This window comes from Brevundimonas sp. Soil_N_31 (assembly GCF_057655995.1).
Genome location: NZ_JBDGLE010000004.1, coordinates 75,985 through 94,454 on the forward strand (window position 1 = coordinate 75,985; position 18,470 = coordinate 94,454).

Sequence of the window (18,470 nt, forward strand, 5' to 3'; positions counted from 1 at the left end):
TCCGCCGGGGTGAGCGGATTATGAGGGCCGCTTCGCCGGGCTGTCCCGGAAGCGGGGCGCGGGCGCGGGCTGCACCACGCCCTGCGCGGTAACGAAGGCCTCGCGGGCGCGGTTGTGCGGGTGGTCGGGGGCCTCGGTCATGGACAGGACGGGGGCGACGCAGGCGGCCTGGGCGTCCGGATCATTGCACCAGTCGTCGCGGGTGCGGGTGCGGAAGACGGCGGCCAGCTTGTCCTTCAGCCTCGGCCACTGAGCCGGGTCGAAGGGCATGGCGAAGTCGGGATCGCCGCCCAGCCCCGTCAGCCGCATCAGGGCGATGTAGAAGGCCGGTTCGATGGCGCCGACGGCGAGGTATTTGCCGTCCGACGTCTCATAGACCTCGTAAAACGGCGCGCCGGTGTCGAGCAGGTTGACGCCGCGCTCGTCGCGCCACGCCAGGCTGGGCGGCAGGGGCGCGGGCAGGTTCTGGCGGAAGCCCCAGATCATGCTCATCAGCAGGGATGAGCCGTCGGTCATGGCGCAGTCGATCACGTCGCCGCGTCCGGTGCGCTGGGCCTTCAGCAGGCCCGCGACCATGCCGAAGGCCAGCAGCATGCCGCCGCCGCCGAAGTCGCCGACCATGTTGATCGGCGGGGTCGGCTTCTCGCCCGCCCGCCCGAAGGCGTGCAGGGCGCCCGAGACGGCGATGTAGTCGATGTCGTGGCCCGGCGCCGGGGCCAGCGGCCCGTCCTGACCCCAGCCGGTCATGCGGCCGTAGACGAGGCGCGGATTGTCGGCCAGCAGCGCATCGGGGCCGAGACCGAGACGTTCCATCACGCCGGGGCGGAAGCCCTCGATCAGGCCGTCGGCGGCGCCGGCGAGGTCGCGGATCAGGGCGGCGCCCTCGGGCGTCTTCAGGTCGGCCTCGACCAGACGGGCGCGGCTGCGGTTCAGGGGATCGCGCGGGTCGGGCGCGGCGCCGGGGCGGTGGACCAGCACCACCTCGGCCCCATGATCGGCCAGCATCATGCCGCAGAAGGGGGCGGGGCCGATGCCGCCGATTTCGATGATGGTCAGGCCGTCGAGAGTTCCGCTCATGTCCGGCACTGAAGCCGAGGCGGGCGGCCCCGTCCAGCCTTGGCGAACAAGCCTTGAACTGAACGAAGCCGCCTCTTCGGGGGGAGCTGAATGATGAACCCACTCACCCCGGCGGGCGCCGGGGCCCAGTGCTTTGGCTGAGCGGCGCGACCGTGCTGGCTGGCGCGGCGCGCGTTGCTCTTACTGGGTCCCGGCGTCCGCCGGGATGAGCGGATTTAGGGAGTCTAGGCCGCCCGGTTCTTCACCAGATCGTCCACCACCGACGGATCGGCCAGGGTCGAGGTGTCGCCCAGGGCGCCCAGTTCGTTCTCGGCGATCTTGCGCAGGATGCGCCGCATGATCTTGCCGGAGCGGGTCTTGGGCAAACCCGGCGCCCACTGGATCACGTCCGGCGCGGCGATGGGGCCGATCTCCTCGCGGACCTGGGCGATCAGGGCCTTGCGCAGGTCTTCGGTGGCCTCGACCCCCTTGTTCAGGGTGACATAGGCGTAGATGCCCTGACCCTTGATGTCGTGAGGGAAGCCGACGACGGCGGCCTCGGCCACATCGTCGTGCAGGACCAGCGCGCTCTCGACCTCGGCCGTGCCCATGCGGTGGCCCGAGACGTTGATAACGTCATCGACCCGCCCGGTGATCCAGTAATAGCCGTCCGCGTCGCGGCGGCAGCCGTCGCCGGTGAAATACTTGCCCTGATAGGTCGAGAAATAGGTCTCGAAGAAGCGCTGGTCGTCGCCATAGACCGTCCGCATCTGGCCCGGCCAGCTGTCGGTGATGCACAGATTGCCCTCGGTCGCGCCGTCCAGCACGCCGCCCTCGGCGTCGACGATCTGCAACTCGACGCCGGGCAGGGGCTTGGTCGCCGAGCCGGGCTTCAGGTCCGTGGCGCCGGGCAGGGGCGAGATCAGGGCGCCGCCCGTCTCGGTCTGCCACCAGGTGTCGACGATGGGCAGGCGGCCTTCGCCGACGACCTCGTGATACCAGCGCCAGGCCTCGGGGTTGATCGGCTCGCCGACGGTGCCCAGCAGGCGCAGGGACTTGCGGCTGGAGGCCTTCACCGGGGCGTCGCCCTCGCGCATCAGGGCGCGCAGGGCCGTGGGGGCGGTGTAGAAGATGTTGACCTGGTGCTTGTCCACCACCTCCCAGAAGCGGCTGACGGTGGGATAGTTGGGCACGCCCTCGAACATCAGGGTCGTCGCCGCATTGGCCAGGGCGCCGTAGACGACATAGGTGTGGCCCGTGACCCAGCCCACGTCGGCCGTGCACCAGAAGACCTCGCCGGGGCGATAGTCGAACACCAGCTCATGCGTATAGCTGGCCCAGAACAGATAGCCGCCGGTGGTGTGCAGCACGCCCTTGGGTTTTCCGGTCGAGCCGGAGGTGTAGAGGATGAACAACGGGTCTTCGGCGTTCATCGGCTCGGGCGCGCAGTCGGGCGAGGCCTTGTCCGTCTCGACGCCCCAGTCCAGATCGCGGCCGGCGACGAAGGGCACGTCTGCGCCGGTATGGCGCAGGACGACGACGGTCTTCACGCCCGCGACCTTCTCCAGCGCCTTGTCGACATTGGCCTTGAGCGGAACCTTCTTGCCGCCGCGGCAGCCCTCGTCGGCGGTGATGACGAAGGTCGACTGGCAGTCCTCGATCCGCCCGGCGATGCTGTCGGGCGAGAAGCCGCCGAAGATGACCGAATGCACGGCGCCGATGCGGGCGCAGGCCAGCATGGCGTAGGCCGCCTCGGGGATCATCGGCAGATAGATGGTGACGCGGTCGCCCTTCTGGACGCCGTTGGCCTTCAGCACGTTTGCCAGGCGGCAGACGCGCTCGTGAAGCTGGCCGAAGGTGACGGTTTCGCTGTCGGTCGGTTCGTCGCCTTCCCAGAGGATGGCGACCTCGTCCTTGCGGGCGGGCAGGTGGCGGTCGATGCAGTTGACCGAGGCGTTCAGCACCCCGTCCTCGAACCAGCGGATGCGGAAGTCGGCCTTGTTGAAGGAGACGTCCTTGATCTTGGTCGGGAAGGTCATCCAGTCGAGGCGTTCGGCCTGTTCGGCCCAGAAGGCCTCAGGGGTCTCGCGCGCCTGCATCCGGGCCGCTTCATAGCCGGCGCGGTCCATGTGGGCGCGGGCGGCCAGTTCGGCGGGGACGGGATAGATTTCCGGATCAGACACGCGATTTTCCTCCAGCAGTCTTTTTCTTTTGCGACTTCAGAAGCCGTATTTGGCGAACAGGATCAGACGGGTCATGTCGCCGTCCAGCCCTGACTCCAGTTCGCGATCAGCGAACATCACCTCGGCGCCGACATCAAACGCCGTGACCGGCGACCAGATCAGATTGGCGTGAAGGCTCTGGGCCGAGCGGTTGACGCCTGTGCCGGTCAGGGCCGTGTCGTTGTCCACCTTCTGCGTCGACCAGATCAGGCTGGAGCGCCAGCCGGGCGCCCAGACGTGGCGATAGGCGGCGAAGCCCGCGACCACGCCGATGGCCTCCAGATCGCCCGAGGCGTCCAGCACCGCGTCGTTGGAGAAGTTCAGCCCGACATAGCGGCCGATGCCTTCGCCGCCTGTCAGCATCAGGCGAATGTCGTCCTGCGCCCCGACCTTGAACTTGGCCGAGGCCGACACGCCCCAGCCGGTGGCGGTGGAATCGATGTTGGTCGCCGGGTTCTGATACTTCAGCTGGCGCACCAGCCCGGACAGCTGCACGTCGCCCCACGGGCGGCTCAGCGCGTAGCGGGCGGTCAGGTCGGGCAGGCTGTTGTCGTCGGCCACGATGCGGGCGCCGCCGCCGAAGGGGGTAACGGTGGTCTCGGGGTTCTCCAGCGCGATGGAGAAGGGGCCGCGCGTGTAGCGGACCTGGGCCTGACGGGCGAAGACCGTGCCCTCGGCCGCGCCGACGAAGTCCGCCGATTCCGGCAGGACGGCGGTGTTCTGGAAGTTGGTCCACTCCTGACCGATCAGCCAGTTGTCGATGGTGACGAAGGCGCGGCGCAGGGCGGGGTTCGAGCCGCTGGTCGTGCGCTGGTCGCCCGAGCCGGGCAGGGTCTGGAAGTCCATCTCCAGCCGCGTGCCGATCTTGCGACCGCCGACCACGCCGTCGGTGGTCAGCCAGAAGCGGGTCTGGCGGGCGTTGAAGTCGGTGGCGACGTCTTCGTCCGCACCGCCGACCGGGATGGAGCCGGGCAGGTGGTAGTCCCGCAGGGCGTCGCCGTTGGCCGGGTCGCCGCCGGAATAGCTGGAGGCCATGGCGTCGACCTTGATGAAGCCGCCGAACTTCACCGTGTGGTCGCCGATGCGGAAGCCGTCCGAAGGCGCCGCCGGGGCGGAGACCGGCGTCGGCGCAGGCGCCGGCCGCGTCTCCAGGCGGATGATGTCCTGAGCTTGCGAGGCCTGCTGCGTTCGCGCGGCGGCGACTTCGGACTTAAGACTGTTCAGCTCGGCTTCGAGCTGGGCGATACGGGCTTCCAGAGCGGCGCTGGCGTCTTGAGCCAGTGCGGCGCCGGGCGCGAGCAGCAGCGCGGCCGCAGCCACGCCGCCGAACAAACGGCAGCTTCCCATGCGTGGTCCTCCCAGACCGTTGTTCCGGACCCGTCTGTCGCAGGCCTCAGGACGGCAGCATTCCGCGCGCTCCGGGTTTGCGGCCATTAGCCATTCGTCTAGTTTCGACCAAAGTCGAGGCGCGGCATGGTGTCGTCGCGACGCGGCCGACGAAACAAGAACCGCGCGTGGGAAGGACACTCATGGATCGCATCGTCGTCGCCGACGACCACCCCCTGTTTCGGGCGGCGCTGAAGTCGGCTGTCGAAAAGGCGTCCGAAGGCGCCCAGATCGTCGAATGCGCCAGCCTGGCCGAGGCGCAGACCGCCCTGGGCGCGGCGCCGGTCGATTTGCTGCTGCTGGATCTGAAGCTGTCGGACGTGGACGGCATGACGGGCCTGACCCTGATCCGCGCCGATCATCCGGCGGTCCCGGTCGCCGTGGTCTCGGCCAGCGAGGAGGCGCCGACCATCCGTCGCGCCCTGTCGCTGGGGGCGGCGGGCTTCATCCCCAAGTCGGCGGCCCTGCCGACCATGGTCGAGGCCATCCGGGTCATCCTCGAAGGCGACACCTGGGCGCCCGAGGTCGAGGCGGCGGGCGAGGAAGAGGTCGATCTTCAGGCCCGCATCGCCAGCCTGACGCCGTCGCAGCTGCGCATTCTGGAGGGGCTGAAGGTCGGGCGGCTGAACAAGCAGATCGCCTTCGATCTGGGCGTGACCGAGGCCACCATCAAGGCGCACCTGACCAGCGTCTTCCGCAAGTTGGGCGTGCAGAACCGGACCCAGGCGGTGATTTTGGCTCAGTCGTTGGATCTCTAGGCGCGATTTCTCCCTCCCCTTCATGGGGAGGGTGGCTGAGGCCTTCAGGCCGAAGTCGGGTGGGGCGGCTTGGTTCGTCAGATGTCGTGCTGTGTATCGCTCGGCCTTCCCCACCCGGTCTCCGCTTCGCTTCGACCACCCTCCCCATGAAGGGGAGGGAGAAAGATCAGCTCCTCAGGAACGCCTTCAGCGCCGCCGGCTTGACCGGCTTGGGCAGCAGAACGGCGCCCGCAGCCGCCGCCTTTTCCTTCAGGCCGTCGCGGGTGTCGGCTGTCACCAGCGCGATGCGCCTGACCCCCCGCGCGCGCAGTCCGTCCACGGCGGCTAGGCCGTCCGGCTCGTCATCGCCCAGGTGCAGGTCGACCAGAGCCGCGTCGAAGGGGCCGACCGCCGCGCGCGCATCCGCGACCGAGCGCGCTGTCACGGCCTGCGCGCCCCAGCGGTCCAGCAGGGCCGTCAGGGCGTCGAGGATGGCGGGCTCGTTGTCCACGCACAACACCCGCAGCCCGGCCAGCGGAAGGCGGCGGTCGTCGATGACAGTCTCCGGCTCGGAGCGGGCGGCCGCGCGCGGCACGGCGACGCGGAAGGTCGTGCCGCGCCCGACGCGCGAGGCCAGCGACAGGGGATGGCCCAGCAGGTCCGACAGCTTCTGCACGATGGCCAGACCCAGGCCCGCGCCCGGCTCGTCCACCGGGGCGCCGGGCAGGCGGACGAACTCGCCGAAGACGGCCTGGCGGTCGGCCTCGGCGATGCCGCGCCCCGTGTCGCTGACCAGGATCTGCACCCGCTCGCCGTCGCGCCGGGCGCCGATCAGCACCCGCCCCCGGTCGGTGTAGCGGATGGCGTTGGCGACCAGATTCTGCAGCATGGAGCGCAGCAGGTCGCGGTCCGAGGCGATCCACAGAGCCGACGGCGCCACCTTCAAGGTCAGCCCCTTGGCGCGGGCGACGGGGGCGAACTCGCGCGCCAGTTCGTCGAACAGCCCGCCCAGCGACAGCGGCGCTACGGCGGGCTGGACCCCGCCCGCCTCCAGCTTGGACAGGTTCAGCAGGGCGGTCAGCAAGCGGTGGGCGCTGTCGATGGCGCGGTCGGCGTTGGTCGCCAGGCCGCGCGCGGGCGATCCGGCCAGATCGGCGTCTTCCCTCAGGGCCGCGATGAACAGGCGCGCGGCGTGCAGCGGCTGCAGCAGGTCATGGCTGGCGGCGGCCAGGAAACGGGTCTTGGAGGCGGTGGCGTCCTCGGCCGTGCGGCGGGCCTCCTCCAGCCGTTCGGTGCGGTCGGCGACGCGGGCCTCCAGCCGTTCGTTGGCTTCTTCCAGCTCGCGCGCGGCGCGGCGCAGGGCGGTGATGTCGGTGTAGCTGGTGGCATAGCCGCCGCCGGGGATGGGCGCCCCGGACGAGCGCAGGATGCGGCCGTCGGGCTGTTCGCGCTCGTGGTCGTGGGGGATGCGGCGGGCCAGGGCCTCCAGCCTGCGTTCGACCCAGGAGTCGATCTCGTGGTCCGGCACGCCGGCCTCGCCGCGCTCGGCGTTCAGGCGATAGACGGCGGCGATGGGCAGGCCGACGTGGACGAAGCCCGCGGGCAGGCCGAACATCTCGACATAGCGGCGGTTCCAGGCGGTCAGGCGCAGGTCTTCGTCGACGACGCTGACGCCCTGGTCGATGTTGTCCAGCGTGGTCTGCAGCAGGTCGCGGTTGAACTGAACGGCCTGGGACGCCTCGTCGAGCATCCGCACCACGTCCTCGGGCGCGCGGCCTCCGGCGGCCAGGGCGGCGGCCAGGACGCGGCGGGCGGCAGCGGCGCCGACGGCGCCCGCCAGCATCCGCTCGGCGGCGCGGGCCAGGGCGGCGTCGGCCGGGTCGGCGTCCTTCAGCCTGACATCGGTTTCGCGCGCCCAGGCGGCGAAGGCGCGCTCGGCCCGTTCGTCGCCGATGAAGCGGGCGACAAGGGCGCGCAGGTCGCCGACCGAGGCCCCGGCCGAACCGCCGCGTCCCTCCATCCAGTCGGGGCCGAGCCGGTCGACGAAGGCGCGGGCCTGCACCCGGTCGATCAGGCGCGGCGGCCGCGCCCGCGACACCAGGACGAAGACGCCGAGGTTCAGCGTCAGGCTGAGGAAGACCCCCGCCGCGAATGGATCTTCCAGCCCCAGCATGGCGGGGACGTTCAGGCCGAAGCCGGGCGCCAGCTGCGGCGCGGCCAGCATGACGGCCCAGACGGTCATCCCCGCCGCCAGTCCCGCCAGGGCGCCGCTGGCCCGCCCGCCGCGCCACAGCACCGCCCCGAACAGCGACGGCGCCAACTGGGCCAGGGCGGCGAAGGACACCAGGCCGATCGCCGCCAGACCGCTGGAGCGGTCCATCGCCAGATAATAGAGCCAGGCCAGCAGCAGCAGGCCGACGATGGCCAGGCGGCGGATGTTCAGCAGAGTCCGCGCCATGTCCGGCTGGGCCGCGCCGCCTCGCCGTCCCGCCCCCATCAGCGGCAGGACCAGATTGTTGGACACCATGGCCGACAGGGCCACGGCCTCGACGATGACCATGGCGGTGGCGGCCGAGAAGCCGCCGACGAAGACCACGGCGGTCAGCAGGCTCTGCCCCGCGCCGAACGGCAGGGCCAGCACCAGCAGGTCGGGGTTGGTCTCGGGCCTGAACAGGCCGCCCGCCGCCACCAGCGGCAGGACCGCCAGGGTGGTCAGGATCAGATACAACGGAAAGATCCAGCGCGCGCGGCGCACCTGGGCCGGATCGCCGCCCTCGACGAAGGCGACGTGGAACTGACGCGGCAGGCAGAAGATGGCCAGGGTCGCCACCAGGGTGATGGCCATGAAGCGGGCGTCGATATGCGGCCACGCTCCCAACTGGCCCAGGCTGTCGGTCACGGCCTGACGCGAGGGCGAGGCGGCCAGCAGGACGACGGCGAAAACGGCGACGGCCAGCAGGGCAGCCAGCTTGACGATGGACTCGATGCCGATGGCCTGGATCAGGCCGCGGTTGTGCTCAGTCAGGTCGGGCCGTCGCGCGCCGAACAGGATGGCGAACCCGGCCAGAACCGCCGCCATGACCAGGACGGTCAGGCTCTCGGATCCGGCGACGGGGGTGCCCGCTGTAATCATCTCGCCCGCCATCGACAGCGACTTGAGCTGAAGGGCGATGTAGGGGACCGAGCCCAGGATGGCGACGCCCGCCACCGCCGCGCCCAGCGCCGGGCTCTTGCCGTAGCGCGACGAGATGAAGTCGGCCATCGAGCCGACGTTCTCGCGCCGGGCGGCCGAGGCGATGCGCCGCCACAGCGGCAGCAGCAGGGTCAGCCCCAGGATCGGCCCGACGTAGATGGGCAGATACTCCCACCCGTCGCGCGCGGCCGTGCCCACAGCGCCGTAATAGGTCCACGACGTGCAGTAGATGGCCAGCGACAGGGCGTAGAGCGACGGCCCCAGCATCCCGCGCCGCGCCTTGATCTGCGGCCGCTCGTACCACCAGGCGATGCCGAACAGGGCGGCCATGTAGAAGGCCGTCAGGGCCAGGGTGGCGAGGCTGAACATGGGCGTCATCTGGGCCGGGCGCGCTCACGCGGGCAAGTGAAAAAGAGGGCGGCCAGGCCGAAGCCGGACCGCCCGCAGGTTGGCGAAATACTGGCGCCGCCGTGACCCTTCTCCCCTTGTGGGAGAAGGTGGGCGCCGGAGGCGCTCGGATGAGGGGTGGCGACGCAACGCTCTTGAAGTCGTTCTCCGACAGTCCTGCGCGCGCCGGGACAAGGGGGGCGCCTGCACCCCTCATCCGTCTCGCTCCGCGAGCCACCTTCTCCCACAAGGGGAGAAGGAAAGGTGTCGCGCCTTAGTCGTGGATATCCACGTCCTTGCCCTCCTTCACGAAGAGGACGCCGACGATCAGGGTCAGCACGGCGATGGCGATGGGGTACCACAGGCCGTAGTAGATGTTGCCCGTGGCCGCGACCATGGCGAAGGCCGTGGTCGGCAGGAAGCCGCCGAACCAGCCGTTGCCGATGTGATAGGGCAGCGACATGGAGGTGTAGCGCACCTTGGTCGGGAACATCTCGACCAGGGCGGCGGCGATCGGGCCGTAGACCATGGTCACATACAGGACCAGCAGGAACAGGATGCCGATCACCATGGGCTTGTTGACCAGGGCGCTGTCCGCCTTGGCCGGATAGCCGGCCTCGGTCAGGGCGGCGGTCAGGCCGGCGTCCCAGGTCTTCTTCTGGGCGTCGAAGTCGGCCTTGGGCATGACTTTGCCGTTGAAGCTGTCGACCACCTGGTCGCCGATGCGCACCTGGGCCACGGTTCCGGCCGGGGCGGCTTCGTTGGCATAGGTGACGCCCGCCTTGGCCAGATGGGTCTTGGCGAGGTCGCACGAGCTGTTGAAGACGGTCTTGCCCACCGGATCGAACTGGAAGTGGCAGTCGGCCGGATCGGCGTAGACGGTCACCGGCGACTCCGCCACGGCGGCGGCCAGGCGCGGGTTGGCGGCGCCGGTCAGGGCGTTGAACAGCGGGAAATAGGTCAGGGCGGCCAGCAGACAGCCGACCAGGATGATCGGCTTGCGCCCGATCTTGTCCGACAGCCAGCCGAAGAAGATGAAGAAGGGCGTCGCCAGCGCCAGGGCGGCGGCGATCAGGATGTTGGCCAGGGCCGGATCGACCTTCAGCGTCTTCTCGAGGAAGAACAGGGCGTAGAACTGGCCCGTGTACCAGACCACGGCCTGACCCGCCGCCAGGCCGAACAGGGCGATCAGCACCAGCTTCAGGTTCGGCCACTTCATGAAGCTGTCCTTCAGGGGCGTGGTCGAGCCCTTGCCTTCGGCCTTCATGCGTTTGAACGCCGGGCTTTCCGACAGCTTCAGACGGATCCACAGGGACACGCCCAGCAGCAGGATCGAGACCAGGAAAGGAATGCGCCAGCCCCACTCGACGAAGGCTTCCTCGCCCACGGCGAAGCGCACGCCCAGGATCACCATCAGGCTGAGCAGCAGGCCCACGGTGGCGGTGATCTGGATGAAGGAGGTGTAGAAGCCGCGCTTGCCGTGCGGGGCGTGCTCGGCGACGTAGGTGGCGGCGCCGCCGTATTCACCGCCCAGCGCCAGCCCCTGGATCAGGCGCATCAGCACCAGGATGATCGGCGCGGCGATGCCGATGGCCGCATAGGGCGGCAACAGGCCGACCACGAAGGTCGAAATGCCCATCAGCAGCATGGTCACCAGGAAGGTGTTCTTGCGTCCCCAAAGATCGCCCATGCGGCCGAAGACGATGGCCCCGAACGGGCGCACGGCGAAGCCTGCGGCGAAGGCCATCAGGGCGAAGATGAAGCCGGTGGTCTCGTTCACGCCCGAGAAGAACTGGGCGGAGATGATCGCGGCCAGAGAGCCGTAAAGATAGAAGTCGTACCATTCGATGACGGTGCCGACGGAGGAGGCGAGAATCACCAGCCGGTCGTTCTTGTCGACCGTGTGCTCGCCGTCGTCCGCCGCACCCATGGTGCGGTCGGTCATGGGCAGTCCCTTCCTGTGCGGCCGCGATGCGCGGCGCGTTTCCCTCGCGCCCGGCGTGCTTTGCGCCGGACGTCGGAAGGGAGAGTGACAGCAGGAACGGCGGTTTGCGCAGAGCGACCTTGGTCGAATAATCATGCTTCCCTCTCCCGGCGGGAGAGGGCTTGAGCGCACGAGAGCGCAGCGATCGTTCTGGCGCGAAAGGGTGAGGGGTTTGTCCTCTCAGTCGGCGTAAGCCGTCGCACGGAAACCACGGCCTTCGGCCGACTTCCACCTCGAACCCTCACCCTTTCGCCTTAGCCAATCGCTTCGCTCTTGGAGGCTCAATCCCTCTCCCATCGGGAGAGGGATTAAATCCCCATGCAGAGGTATTTGATCTCCAGATAATCCTCGATGCCGTGGCTGGAACCTTCGCGGCCGAGGCCGGATTGCTTGATCCCGCCAAACGGCGCGACCTCGGTGGAGATCAGGCCGGTGTTGATGCCGATCATGCCGGTCTCCAGCGCTTCGGCCACGCGCCAGACGCGGCTCAGGTCGCGGGCGTAGAAATAGCCCGCCAGGCCGAAGATGGTGTCGTTGGCCAGGGCGATCCCTTCCTCTTCGGTCTCGAAACGGACGACGCCGGAGACGGGACCGAACGTCTCTTCGCGGCACATCTGCATGTCCTGGGTCACGCCCGACAGAACGGTCGGCTGGAAGAAGGTCATGCCCAGTTCATGGCGGACGCCGCCGGTCAGCAGGCTTGCGCCCTTGGCGAGGGCGTCGGCGACGTGTTCCTCCACCTTCCTCACGGCCTTTTCGTCGATCAGGGGGCCGATCTGGACGCCGTCGTCCAGGCCGTTTCCGACCTTGAGCGCCTGGCTGGCGCGGGTCAGCTTCTCGACGAATTCGTCGTGGACGGCGGCCTGGACGTAGAAGCGGTTGGTGCAGACGCAGGTCTGGCCTGCGTTGCGGTATTTGGAGACCACGGCCCCCGCCACGGCGGCGTCCACATCGGCGTCGTCGAAGACCAGGAAGGGGGCGTTGCCGCCCAGTTCGAGGCTCATCTTCTTGATGGTCTGCGACGACTGCTGCATCAGCAGGCGGCCGATCTCGGTCGAGCCGGTGAAGCTGATCTTGCGCACTGTCTCATTGGACGTCAGCTCGCCGCCGATGGCCGAGGCCGAGCCGGTGACGACGTTGAACAGGCCGGGCGGCAGGCCCGCCTCTTCCGCCAGAACCGCCAGGGCCAGGGCCGACAGCGGCGTCTGGCTGGCGGGCTTCAGCACCACGGCGCAGCCGGCGGCCAGGGCCGGGCCGACCTTGCGGGTGATCATGGCGGCGGGGAAGTTCCACGGGGTGATCGCGCCCACCACCCCGACCGGCTGGCGCAGCGTCATCAGACGCTTGGAGGCGTCGTGGGTCGGGATGACTTCGCCGTAGGTGCGTTTGCCCTCTTCGGCGAACCATTCGATGAAGCTGGCGGCGTAGGCGATCTCGCCCCTGGCCTCGGTCAGGCTCTTGCCCTGTTCGCGGGTCAGCAGGCGGCCCAGGGCGTCCTGCTCGCTCATCATCAGGTCGAACCAGCGGCGCAGGATGCGGGCGCGCTCGCCCGCCGTCTTCGCGGCCCAGGGCTTCATCGCGGCCTCGGCGGCGGCGACGGCGCGGCGGGTCTCAGGGGCGCCCATATCCGGGACGGTGGCCAGCACCTCGCCCGTGGCCGGGTTGGTCACCTCGATCGTCCCGCCGCCGTCGGCGTCGATCCAGCGGCCGTCGATATAGGCCTGATGACGCAGCAGTCGGGCGGGATCGGACATGGGGCGGCTCCTTGGTCACGGTCGAGGAGCCGACATAACGCGCCGGAGCGGGCGCGGCTGCAAGGCGGTGAAACCTCTAGCTGAGCATCAGCCCCATGCGGACCAGGGCCGACAGGCTGTCGGCCTCCATCTTGGCCATGACCTTGGCGCGGAAGACCTCGACCGTGCGGGGGCTGATCTTCAGATTCAGCGCGATTTCCTTGTTGGAGAGGCCGGCGATCAGGGCGTCGAAGACCTGGCGCTCGCGCGGGGTCAGGCGGCCCAGCCGCATCTGCGCCGACTGGCGGGCCTGCTGGCGCACGTCCAGGTCGTCGAGCCGATTCAGGCAGGCGCGGACCGCCTCGATCAGGCGTTCGGGATCGAAGGGCTTTTCGATGAAGTCGACGATACCGGTCTTCATCATCTGCACCGCCATGGTCACGTCGGCATGGCCGGTGATGACGATGACGGGCCAGGCGTTTCCGCGCAGTTCGATGAGGCGGCGCACCACCTCGGCTCCGTCCATGCCCGGCATCCGCACGTCGGTGACGACGCAGGCGGCGGCGTCTTCGGGCAGGGCGGCGAAGAAGTCGATCCCACCGGCGAAACCGCGCGCTCGGACGCCGTCCGCTCGCAAAAGGGTCAGCAGGGAGTCCCGCACGGCGGGGTCGTCGTCGATGACGAAGACGGAACGGCTCATGACGCGGTCGCTTCCTCGTGTCGGCGCAGGGCGAAAGAGAAGGCTGCGCCGCCCATCGCCTGGCTGCGGCGCGCCGACAGGGCGCCGCCGTGGCGTTCGACAATGGTCCGCGTCACCGACAGGCCCAGGCCCATGCCGCCGGACTTGGTGGTGGTCAGGGGCTGGAAGATGCGTTCAACATCGGCCTCGGCGATGCCTGGGCCGTTATCTTCGACGGTGATGCAATAGACGGGGCCTTCAACACGGCCGGTCACGCTGACTTCCCCGTTGTCCGGGCGTTCCGCCGCCGCCTCGACCGCATTGCGCACCAGATTGACGAGGGCTTGTTGGAACTGGATGCGATCCGCGCGCACCCCGTCGTCCTGAGGGTCTGCGTCAAGCCTGATCTCGACCTGCTTGTCCTGGCCGATCATCTGCAGGATGGGCGACAGATCCTCGATCATGGAAGACACGCGTTCGCGTCCCAGCACGCTGGTTTCGATGGTCAGCAGTTCGCGCATCCGGTGGATCAGCTTGCCCGCGCGCAGCAACTGGCCCTTGGCGAGGTCCAGCGGGCGCCGGGCGCTGTCCGCCGCGGGGCCCGCCTTCAGCATCTCGGCCTGGCTGGCGTGCATATAGGTCGTGGCGGCGCTGAGCGGCTGGTTCAATTCATGCGCCAGGGTGGCGGCCATCTCGCCCAGGGAGTTCAGCCGCCAGACCTTGTTGAGCTGGGCGTGCAGCTCGCGCGCCTGGGCCTCGGCGACGTGCGAACGCGTCAGATCGGTCAGGGCCAGGGCGACGTGTTCGTCGCCTGGCGCATGGGGAATGAGACCGAAGCGCAGGCTGAGAGGGAAGGTCGAGCCGTCGGAGCGGCGTCCGGTCCAGTGCCCGTGGCGTGCTTCGAGCGGGCCGGCCTGCGTACCCGCCTGCATCACGACGGTCATGTCGAATTCGGGCGTCAGGTCAGAGAAGGCGCGGCCGCGCGCCGCCTCACGCGGAAGGCCAAACAGGGCCACGGCCGCGCCGTTCATCCTCTGCACCAGGCCGTCCCGGCTGAGGGTCAGGGCGGGCGTGGACAGGAAGGCGGCGTGCAGCATGGCGTCTCTCGCCGCCAGTTGTCGGGCCATGTCGCGGTCCTGACGCCAGGCCGTGATCAGGCTGGCGATCGACAAGAAGGTGAAGGCTGCGGCGAAGAGAAGGGAGAGACGCGTCGTCGCTGTCGCGGGAGCGATGAAGGCGAACAGCAGGGCGCCGATCGTCAGCACGGAGAAGGCCAGAGCCGTCGCCGAGGCGCTGGGCTTGCGACGGGACGCGACGGGGTGGCGGCGGTCCAATGCGGAATAAATCGAAAGTCCTCCTCGCGCCCGCCAGACCAGGGCCGAGACCTTCCGCAACGGCATCGTCAGAATCAAGACGTGGCGCGCTTTTAAATATTCACTGTCGGAGTAGCAATCGACTCCAATGGAGAATGAGATCACAGAAAGCGACGTTTCTCTATATAACGTCGGTATATATGGCTTTCTTAACTTTGTTGCTGAAAGCCGCCTGCAAGGTGATCGTAGATCATCTTGCGAGAAGAGTTCTGCATAGACTTGCGGCGTTTCGGCCGCGGAATGCGGATTTCTACGTACGGTTCAGTTTACGATTGCATACGGATGTCTGCGGCAAGAAGGCTTCACGTTCAAGAGGTCCGAATGTCCTTTCAAATTTCAGCCCCCCGCCAGAACGGCGCGCGCGGGCTTTGTACGGCGACGCTGATCGCCGTGGTCTGCGCCGCGACGCCGGTGCAGGCTCAATCCATCAGCGGCCAGCTGGGCCTCGCCAGCGAATACGTCGGCAAGGGCCTGGGCAAGAGCGCCGGCGATCCCAGCCTGAACGCCAGCCTTGAGGCGTCCTACGGCGACTTCTACGGCAGCGTCTTCGCCTCGACGGCCAAGCTGTCTCAAGGCTCCGACGCCGAGATCGTGACGGCGCTGGGCTGGCGGTCCAAGGCGGCGGGCGTGGCCTTCGATCTGTCGGTGGTGAACCGCGACCTGCCGGGCACGCGCTCGGGCGTCGACGCCAACTATTGGGAATATCAGGCTGACGCCGCCCGCAAGTTCGGACGCGTCTCCGGGCGGCTGCGGATCAACTACACGCCCGACGGTTTCGCCGCGACCAGGGAAGCCTGGTGGATCGAGGCCCAGGCATCGACGGCCCTGGGGCCGCGCACCAAGGCGTCGGCCGCCTTCGGCGTGCGATCGGCGGACGGCGGGGCGGACTACAACGCCTGGAATCTGGGCGTGAAACACAACCTGAGCGAGCGATGGGCCATCGACGCGCGCTGGTACGACACCGACAGCCATGCACTTGGCGACAACTACGACGGGCGCCTGGTGGGGGCGCTCAGCTTCAACTTCTGATCGAAAGCCGGTTCGGCTCTCAAGAGAATCTTCACGGGGGGTGAGTTAGATGGACGCCATGCTGAGCGACCTTAAGATCGAAAAGAAACTGATGGCGGCCTTTGCTGTCGTCATCCTGGCCATCGTCGCCATGGGGCTGACGGTGTTTTTGCAGATCAACGCCCTGGATGCGGCGCGGGCGGACCGAGCGCGCGCGGGCGTCGTCCAGCGCGAGGCCGAGGCGGCGCAATTCTATCTGGCGCGACAGGAGGCCAGCTATCGCGGCTTCCTGGTGTCGCGCGACCCCTACTATCTGCAACGGCTGGAAGAGCACCGGCAGAGCTTCAACAAGAGCCTTGATCGCGTGACGCAACTGGACCGCGCCAGCGCCACGCAGGTGCGCGCGGCTCGGACAGCCGCAGACGAGTGGAACAAGCAGGTGGTCCAGCGCGGCCAGGCCCTGGTCGCGGATCAGGCCGGCTGGATGCAGGCCATCGCCATGGTCGGCCGCAACGGCGAGGCTGACAAATTCATCGACCCGGCCGAAAGCGCCCTGAACGGCCTGATCGAGAAGAAGGTCCAGGAAAGCCGCATCTATACCGAGACCCAGGTGTCGGTCGCCAAGACGGCCCGCATGGTGCTGATCGGCGGCCTGGCGCTGGCGCTGGCGCTGGCGGCCGGCATGGCCGTGATGCTGACCAATATCCTGGCCAAGCCGTTGACGGCGATGACGGCGGCCATGCGCCGCCTGGCGTCGGGCGACACCTCGGTGGCCGTGCCGGCCGCCGGCCGCAAGGACGAGGTCGGCCAGATGGCCGCCGCCGTCCAGACCTTCAAGGACGCCGCCATCGCCAAGGACCGCCTGGAGGCCGAAGCCGTCGCCCAGCGTCAGGCGACCGAGGAAGAGCGCGCCCGCGTCGAAGCCGAGAAGGCCCGCGAGGCTGAAGACGACAAGGTGGCCATCACCGCCCTGGCCCAGGGTCTGGGCGCCATGGCCAACGGCGACCTGACCCATCGCATCGACGTCGCCTTCGCGCCCAAGGCGGCGCAGCTGAAGGCCGATTTCAACGCCGCCATCGCCCAGCTGGAGAAGGCCATCGCCGCCGTGACGGCCAATGTCGCGGCCATCCGTTCGGGCTCGGGCGAGATCAGCCAGGCGTCGGACGACCTGTCGCGCCGCACTGAGCAGCAGGCCGCCAGTCTGGAAGAGACCGCCGCCGCACTGGACCAGATCACGGCCACGGTGAACCGCACCGCCGACGGCGCCCGTCAGGCCGCCGGCGTGGTGCAGCAGGCGCGCGGCGAGGCGGAAGCCTCGGGCGCGGTGGTCAGCGACGCCGTCGCCGCCATGACCGCCATCGAACAGTCGTCCGACCAGATCGGCGCCATCATCGGCGTGATCGACGAGATCGCCTTCCAGACCAACCTGCTGGCGCTGAACGCGGGCGTCGAGGCGGCGCGCGCGGGCGACGCCGGTCGCGGCTTCGCCGTGGTGGCCTCTGAAGTGCGGGCTCTGGCGCAGCGTTCGGCCGGTGCGGCCAAGGAGATCAAGGCTCTGATCACGGCGTCCGGTCGTCAGGTGGAGCAGGGCGTGGCCCTGGTCGGCCAGACCGGCGAGGCGCTGGGACGCATTGTCGCCGGGGTGGCCGAGATCGATGGTCTGATGTCGGAAATCTCGGCCTCGGCCCAGGAGCAGGCGACCGGCCTGCAGCAGGTCAATGCGGCCGTGAACCAGATGGATCAGGTCACGCAACAGAATGCTGCGATGGTCGAGGAATCGACCGCCGCCAGCCACTCCCTGACCCAGGAAGCCGACGTGCTGGCCGCCTCGGTGGCGCACTTCAAGGTGATCCAGGCGGCGCCGTCGCGTCCTGCGGCGGCCCCCAGGCCCGTCGCGCCGAAGGCCCCCGTCGCTCCTGTCGCCGCCGCCCCTGCAACCCCTGCCGAGCCGACGCCCCGCGTCGCCCGGCCGGTGTCCGAAACGGTCGCCGCCCTGAAGACCATGGGACGCGGCGGCGCGGCCCTGAAGCCTGAAGCCATCGAAGACGGCTGGGAGGAGTTCTGATGACGGCCACGGTCGTTCTGGCCCCGGTTCTGGACCTGCGCGCGGCCGAGCCGCTGAAGGGCGAGCTTCTGGCGGCGCGCGGTCAGGCCCTGACGCTGGACGGCTCGGCCGTCGAGCGGCTGGGCGGGCTGTGCCTTCAGCTGCTGTTGTCGGCGATCCGCACCTGGCGCGCCGACGGCCAGGCTTTGACCTTCGTCAATGCGTCCGAGGCGCTGACGACCCAATGGAGCGCCTTCGGCGCTTCGCCCTCCGATCTCTCCGCACAGGACGCCCCCCAATGACCAAGACCGTTCTGACCGTCGATGATTCACGCACCATGCGCGACATGCTGATGCTGGCGCTCAAGGACGCGGGCTATCGCGTGGTCCAGGCCGAGGACGGCGTCCACGGTCTGGAGGTGCTACAGGCCGAGAACCCGGACATCGTCATCACCGACATCAACATGCCGCGCATGGACGGCTTCGGCTTCATCGAGGGCATGCGGGCCGACCCGGCGTTCAGCGCCGTCCCCGTGCTGGTCCTGACGACCGAGAGCGACGCCGCCAAGAAGCAGCGCGCCCGCGAGGCCGGGGCCACCGGCTGGATCGTCAAGCCGTTCGACCCCGTGCGTCTGGTCGACGCCGTGCGCCGCGTGGCGGCCTGAGGAT

Annotated in this window: 13 protein-coding genes; 5 read left to right on the forward strand and 8 right to left on the reverse strand. The window is 68.9% G+C overall.

All coding sequences use genetic code 11. The annotated features are described in order from the left end of the window. Window positions 1-18 precede the first annotated feature (18 nt). The 3 genes from AC3A3G_RS07900 to AC3A3G_RS07910 form a co-directional block, all read right to left on the reverse strand. Window positions 19-1,077: a CaiB/BaiF CoA transferase family protein gene (locus tag AC3A3G_RS07900; protein WP_487487919.1), complete on the reverse strand. Its 1,059-nt coding sequence runs from the start codon at window positions 1,075-1,077 to the stop codon at window positions 19-21. Between the two features lie 224 nt (window positions 1,078-1,301). Beyond that, window positions 1,302-3,239 (reverse strand): acetate--CoA ligase, encoded by a 1,938-nt coding sequence (gene acs, locus AC3A3G_RS07905; RefSeq protein ID WP_487487920.1) that lies wholly within the window; start codon window positions 3,237-3,239, stop codon window positions 1,302-1,304. Between the two features lie 36 nt (window positions 3,240-3,275). Continuing rightward, window positions 3,276-4,625 (reverse strand): DcaP family trimeric outer membrane transporter, encoded by a 1,350-nt coding sequence (locus tag AC3A3G_RS07910; RefSeq protein ID WP_368925093.1) that lies wholly within the window; start codon window positions 4,623-4,625, stop codon window positions 3,276-3,278. 182 nt (window positions 4,626-4,807) lie between these two features. On the opposite strand from AC3A3G_RS07910, the gene AC3A3G_RS07915 reads away from it, so the two are divergent. Continuing rightward, window positions 4,808-5,422 (forward strand): response regulator transcription factor, encoded by a 615-nt coding sequence (locus AC3A3G_RS07915; protein WP_200167997.1) that lies wholly within the window; start codon window positions 4,808-4,810, stop codon window positions 5,420-5,422. 166 nt (window positions 5,423-5,588) lie between these two features. Here the strand turns inward: AC3A3G_RS07915 and AC3A3G_RS07920 are convergent, their stop codons facing one another. The 5 genes from AC3A3G_RS07920 to AC3A3G_RS07940 all read right to left on the reverse strand — a co-directional run bounded on the left by AC3A3G_RS07920 (window position 5,589) and on the right by AC3A3G_RS07940 (window position 14,777). Further along, a complete protein-coding gene (locus AC3A3G_RS07920) occupies window positions 5,589-8,963 on the reverse strand; it encodes a hybrid sensor histidine kinase/response regulator (protein WP_487487921.1) in 3,375 nt (1,124 codons plus the stop codon). Window positions 8,964-9,255: 292 nt separating this feature from the next. Continuing rightward, the gene (locus tag AC3A3G_RS07925; RefSeq protein WP_487487922.1) at window positions 9,256-10,926 is read right to left on the reverse strand and encodes an MFS transporter; all 1,671 of its coding nucleotides are present in this window, start codon (window positions 10,924-10,926) and stop codon (window positions 9,256-9,258) included. A gap of 347 nt (window positions 10,927-11,273) precedes the next feature. Then, window positions 11,274-12,719: an NAD-dependent succinate-semialdehyde dehydrogenase gene (locus AC3A3G_RS07930; protein WP_368925097.1), complete on the reverse strand. Its 1,446-nt coding sequence runs from the start codon at window positions 12,717-12,719 to the stop codon at window positions 11,274-11,276. A gap of 76 nt (window positions 12,720-12,795) precedes the next feature. Next, window positions 12,796-13,398 (reverse strand): response regulator transcription factor, encoded by a 603-nt coding sequence (locus AC3A3G_RS07935; RefSeq protein WP_200168001.1) that lies wholly within the window; start codon window positions 13,396-13,398, stop codon window positions 12,796-12,798. Then, a complete protein-coding gene (locus tag AC3A3G_RS07940) occupies window positions 13,395-14,777 on the reverse strand; it encodes a two-component system sensor histidine kinase NtrB (RefSeq protein WP_234287991.1) in 1,383 nt (460 codons plus the stop codon). Before AC3A3G_RS07940 ends, AC3A3G_RS07935 begins: the two co-directional genes overlap by 4 nt. Window positions 14,778-15,071: 294 nt before the next feature. On the opposite strand from AC3A3G_RS07940, the gene AC3A3G_RS07945 reads away from it, so the two are divergent. Genes AC3A3G_RS07945 through AC3A3G_RS07960 form a run of 4 tightly spaced genes read left to right on the forward strand, consistent with a single transcriptional unit; the run spans window position 15,072 to window position 18,466 of the window. Continuing rightward, window positions 15,072-15,779, forward strand: a complete 708-nt coding sequence (locus AC3A3G_RS07945) for a TorF family putative porin (RefSeq protein WP_487487923.1) — start codon at window positions 15,072-15,074, stop codon at window positions 15,777-15,779. A gap of 49 nt (window positions 15,780-15,828) precedes the next feature. Further along, window positions 15,829-17,823 carry a methyl-accepting chemotaxis protein gene (locus AC3A3G_RS07950; RefSeq protein WP_487487924.1) on the forward strand — a complete coding sequence of 665 codons (1,995 nt, stop codon included), beginning with the start codon at window positions 15,829-15,831 and terminating at the stop codon, window positions 17,821-17,823. Beyond that, a complete protein-coding gene (locus tag AC3A3G_RS07955; protein ID WP_200216410.1) occupies window positions 17,823-18,104 on the forward strand; it encodes an STAS domain-containing protein in 282 nt (93 codons plus the stop codon). The genes AC3A3G_RS07950 and AC3A3G_RS07955 overlap by 1 nt, the downstream gene beginning before the upstream one ends. Continuing rightward, the gene (locus AC3A3G_RS07960) at window positions 18,101-18,466 is read left to right on the forward strand and encodes a response regulator (RefSeq protein ID WP_040346123.1); all 366 of its coding nucleotides are present in this window, start codon (window positions 18,101-18,103) and stop codon (window positions 18,464-18,466) included. Before AC3A3G_RS07955 ends, AC3A3G_RS07960 begins: the two co-directional genes overlap by 4 nt. The last annotated feature ends 4 nt before the right edge of the window (window positions 18,467-18,470 follow it).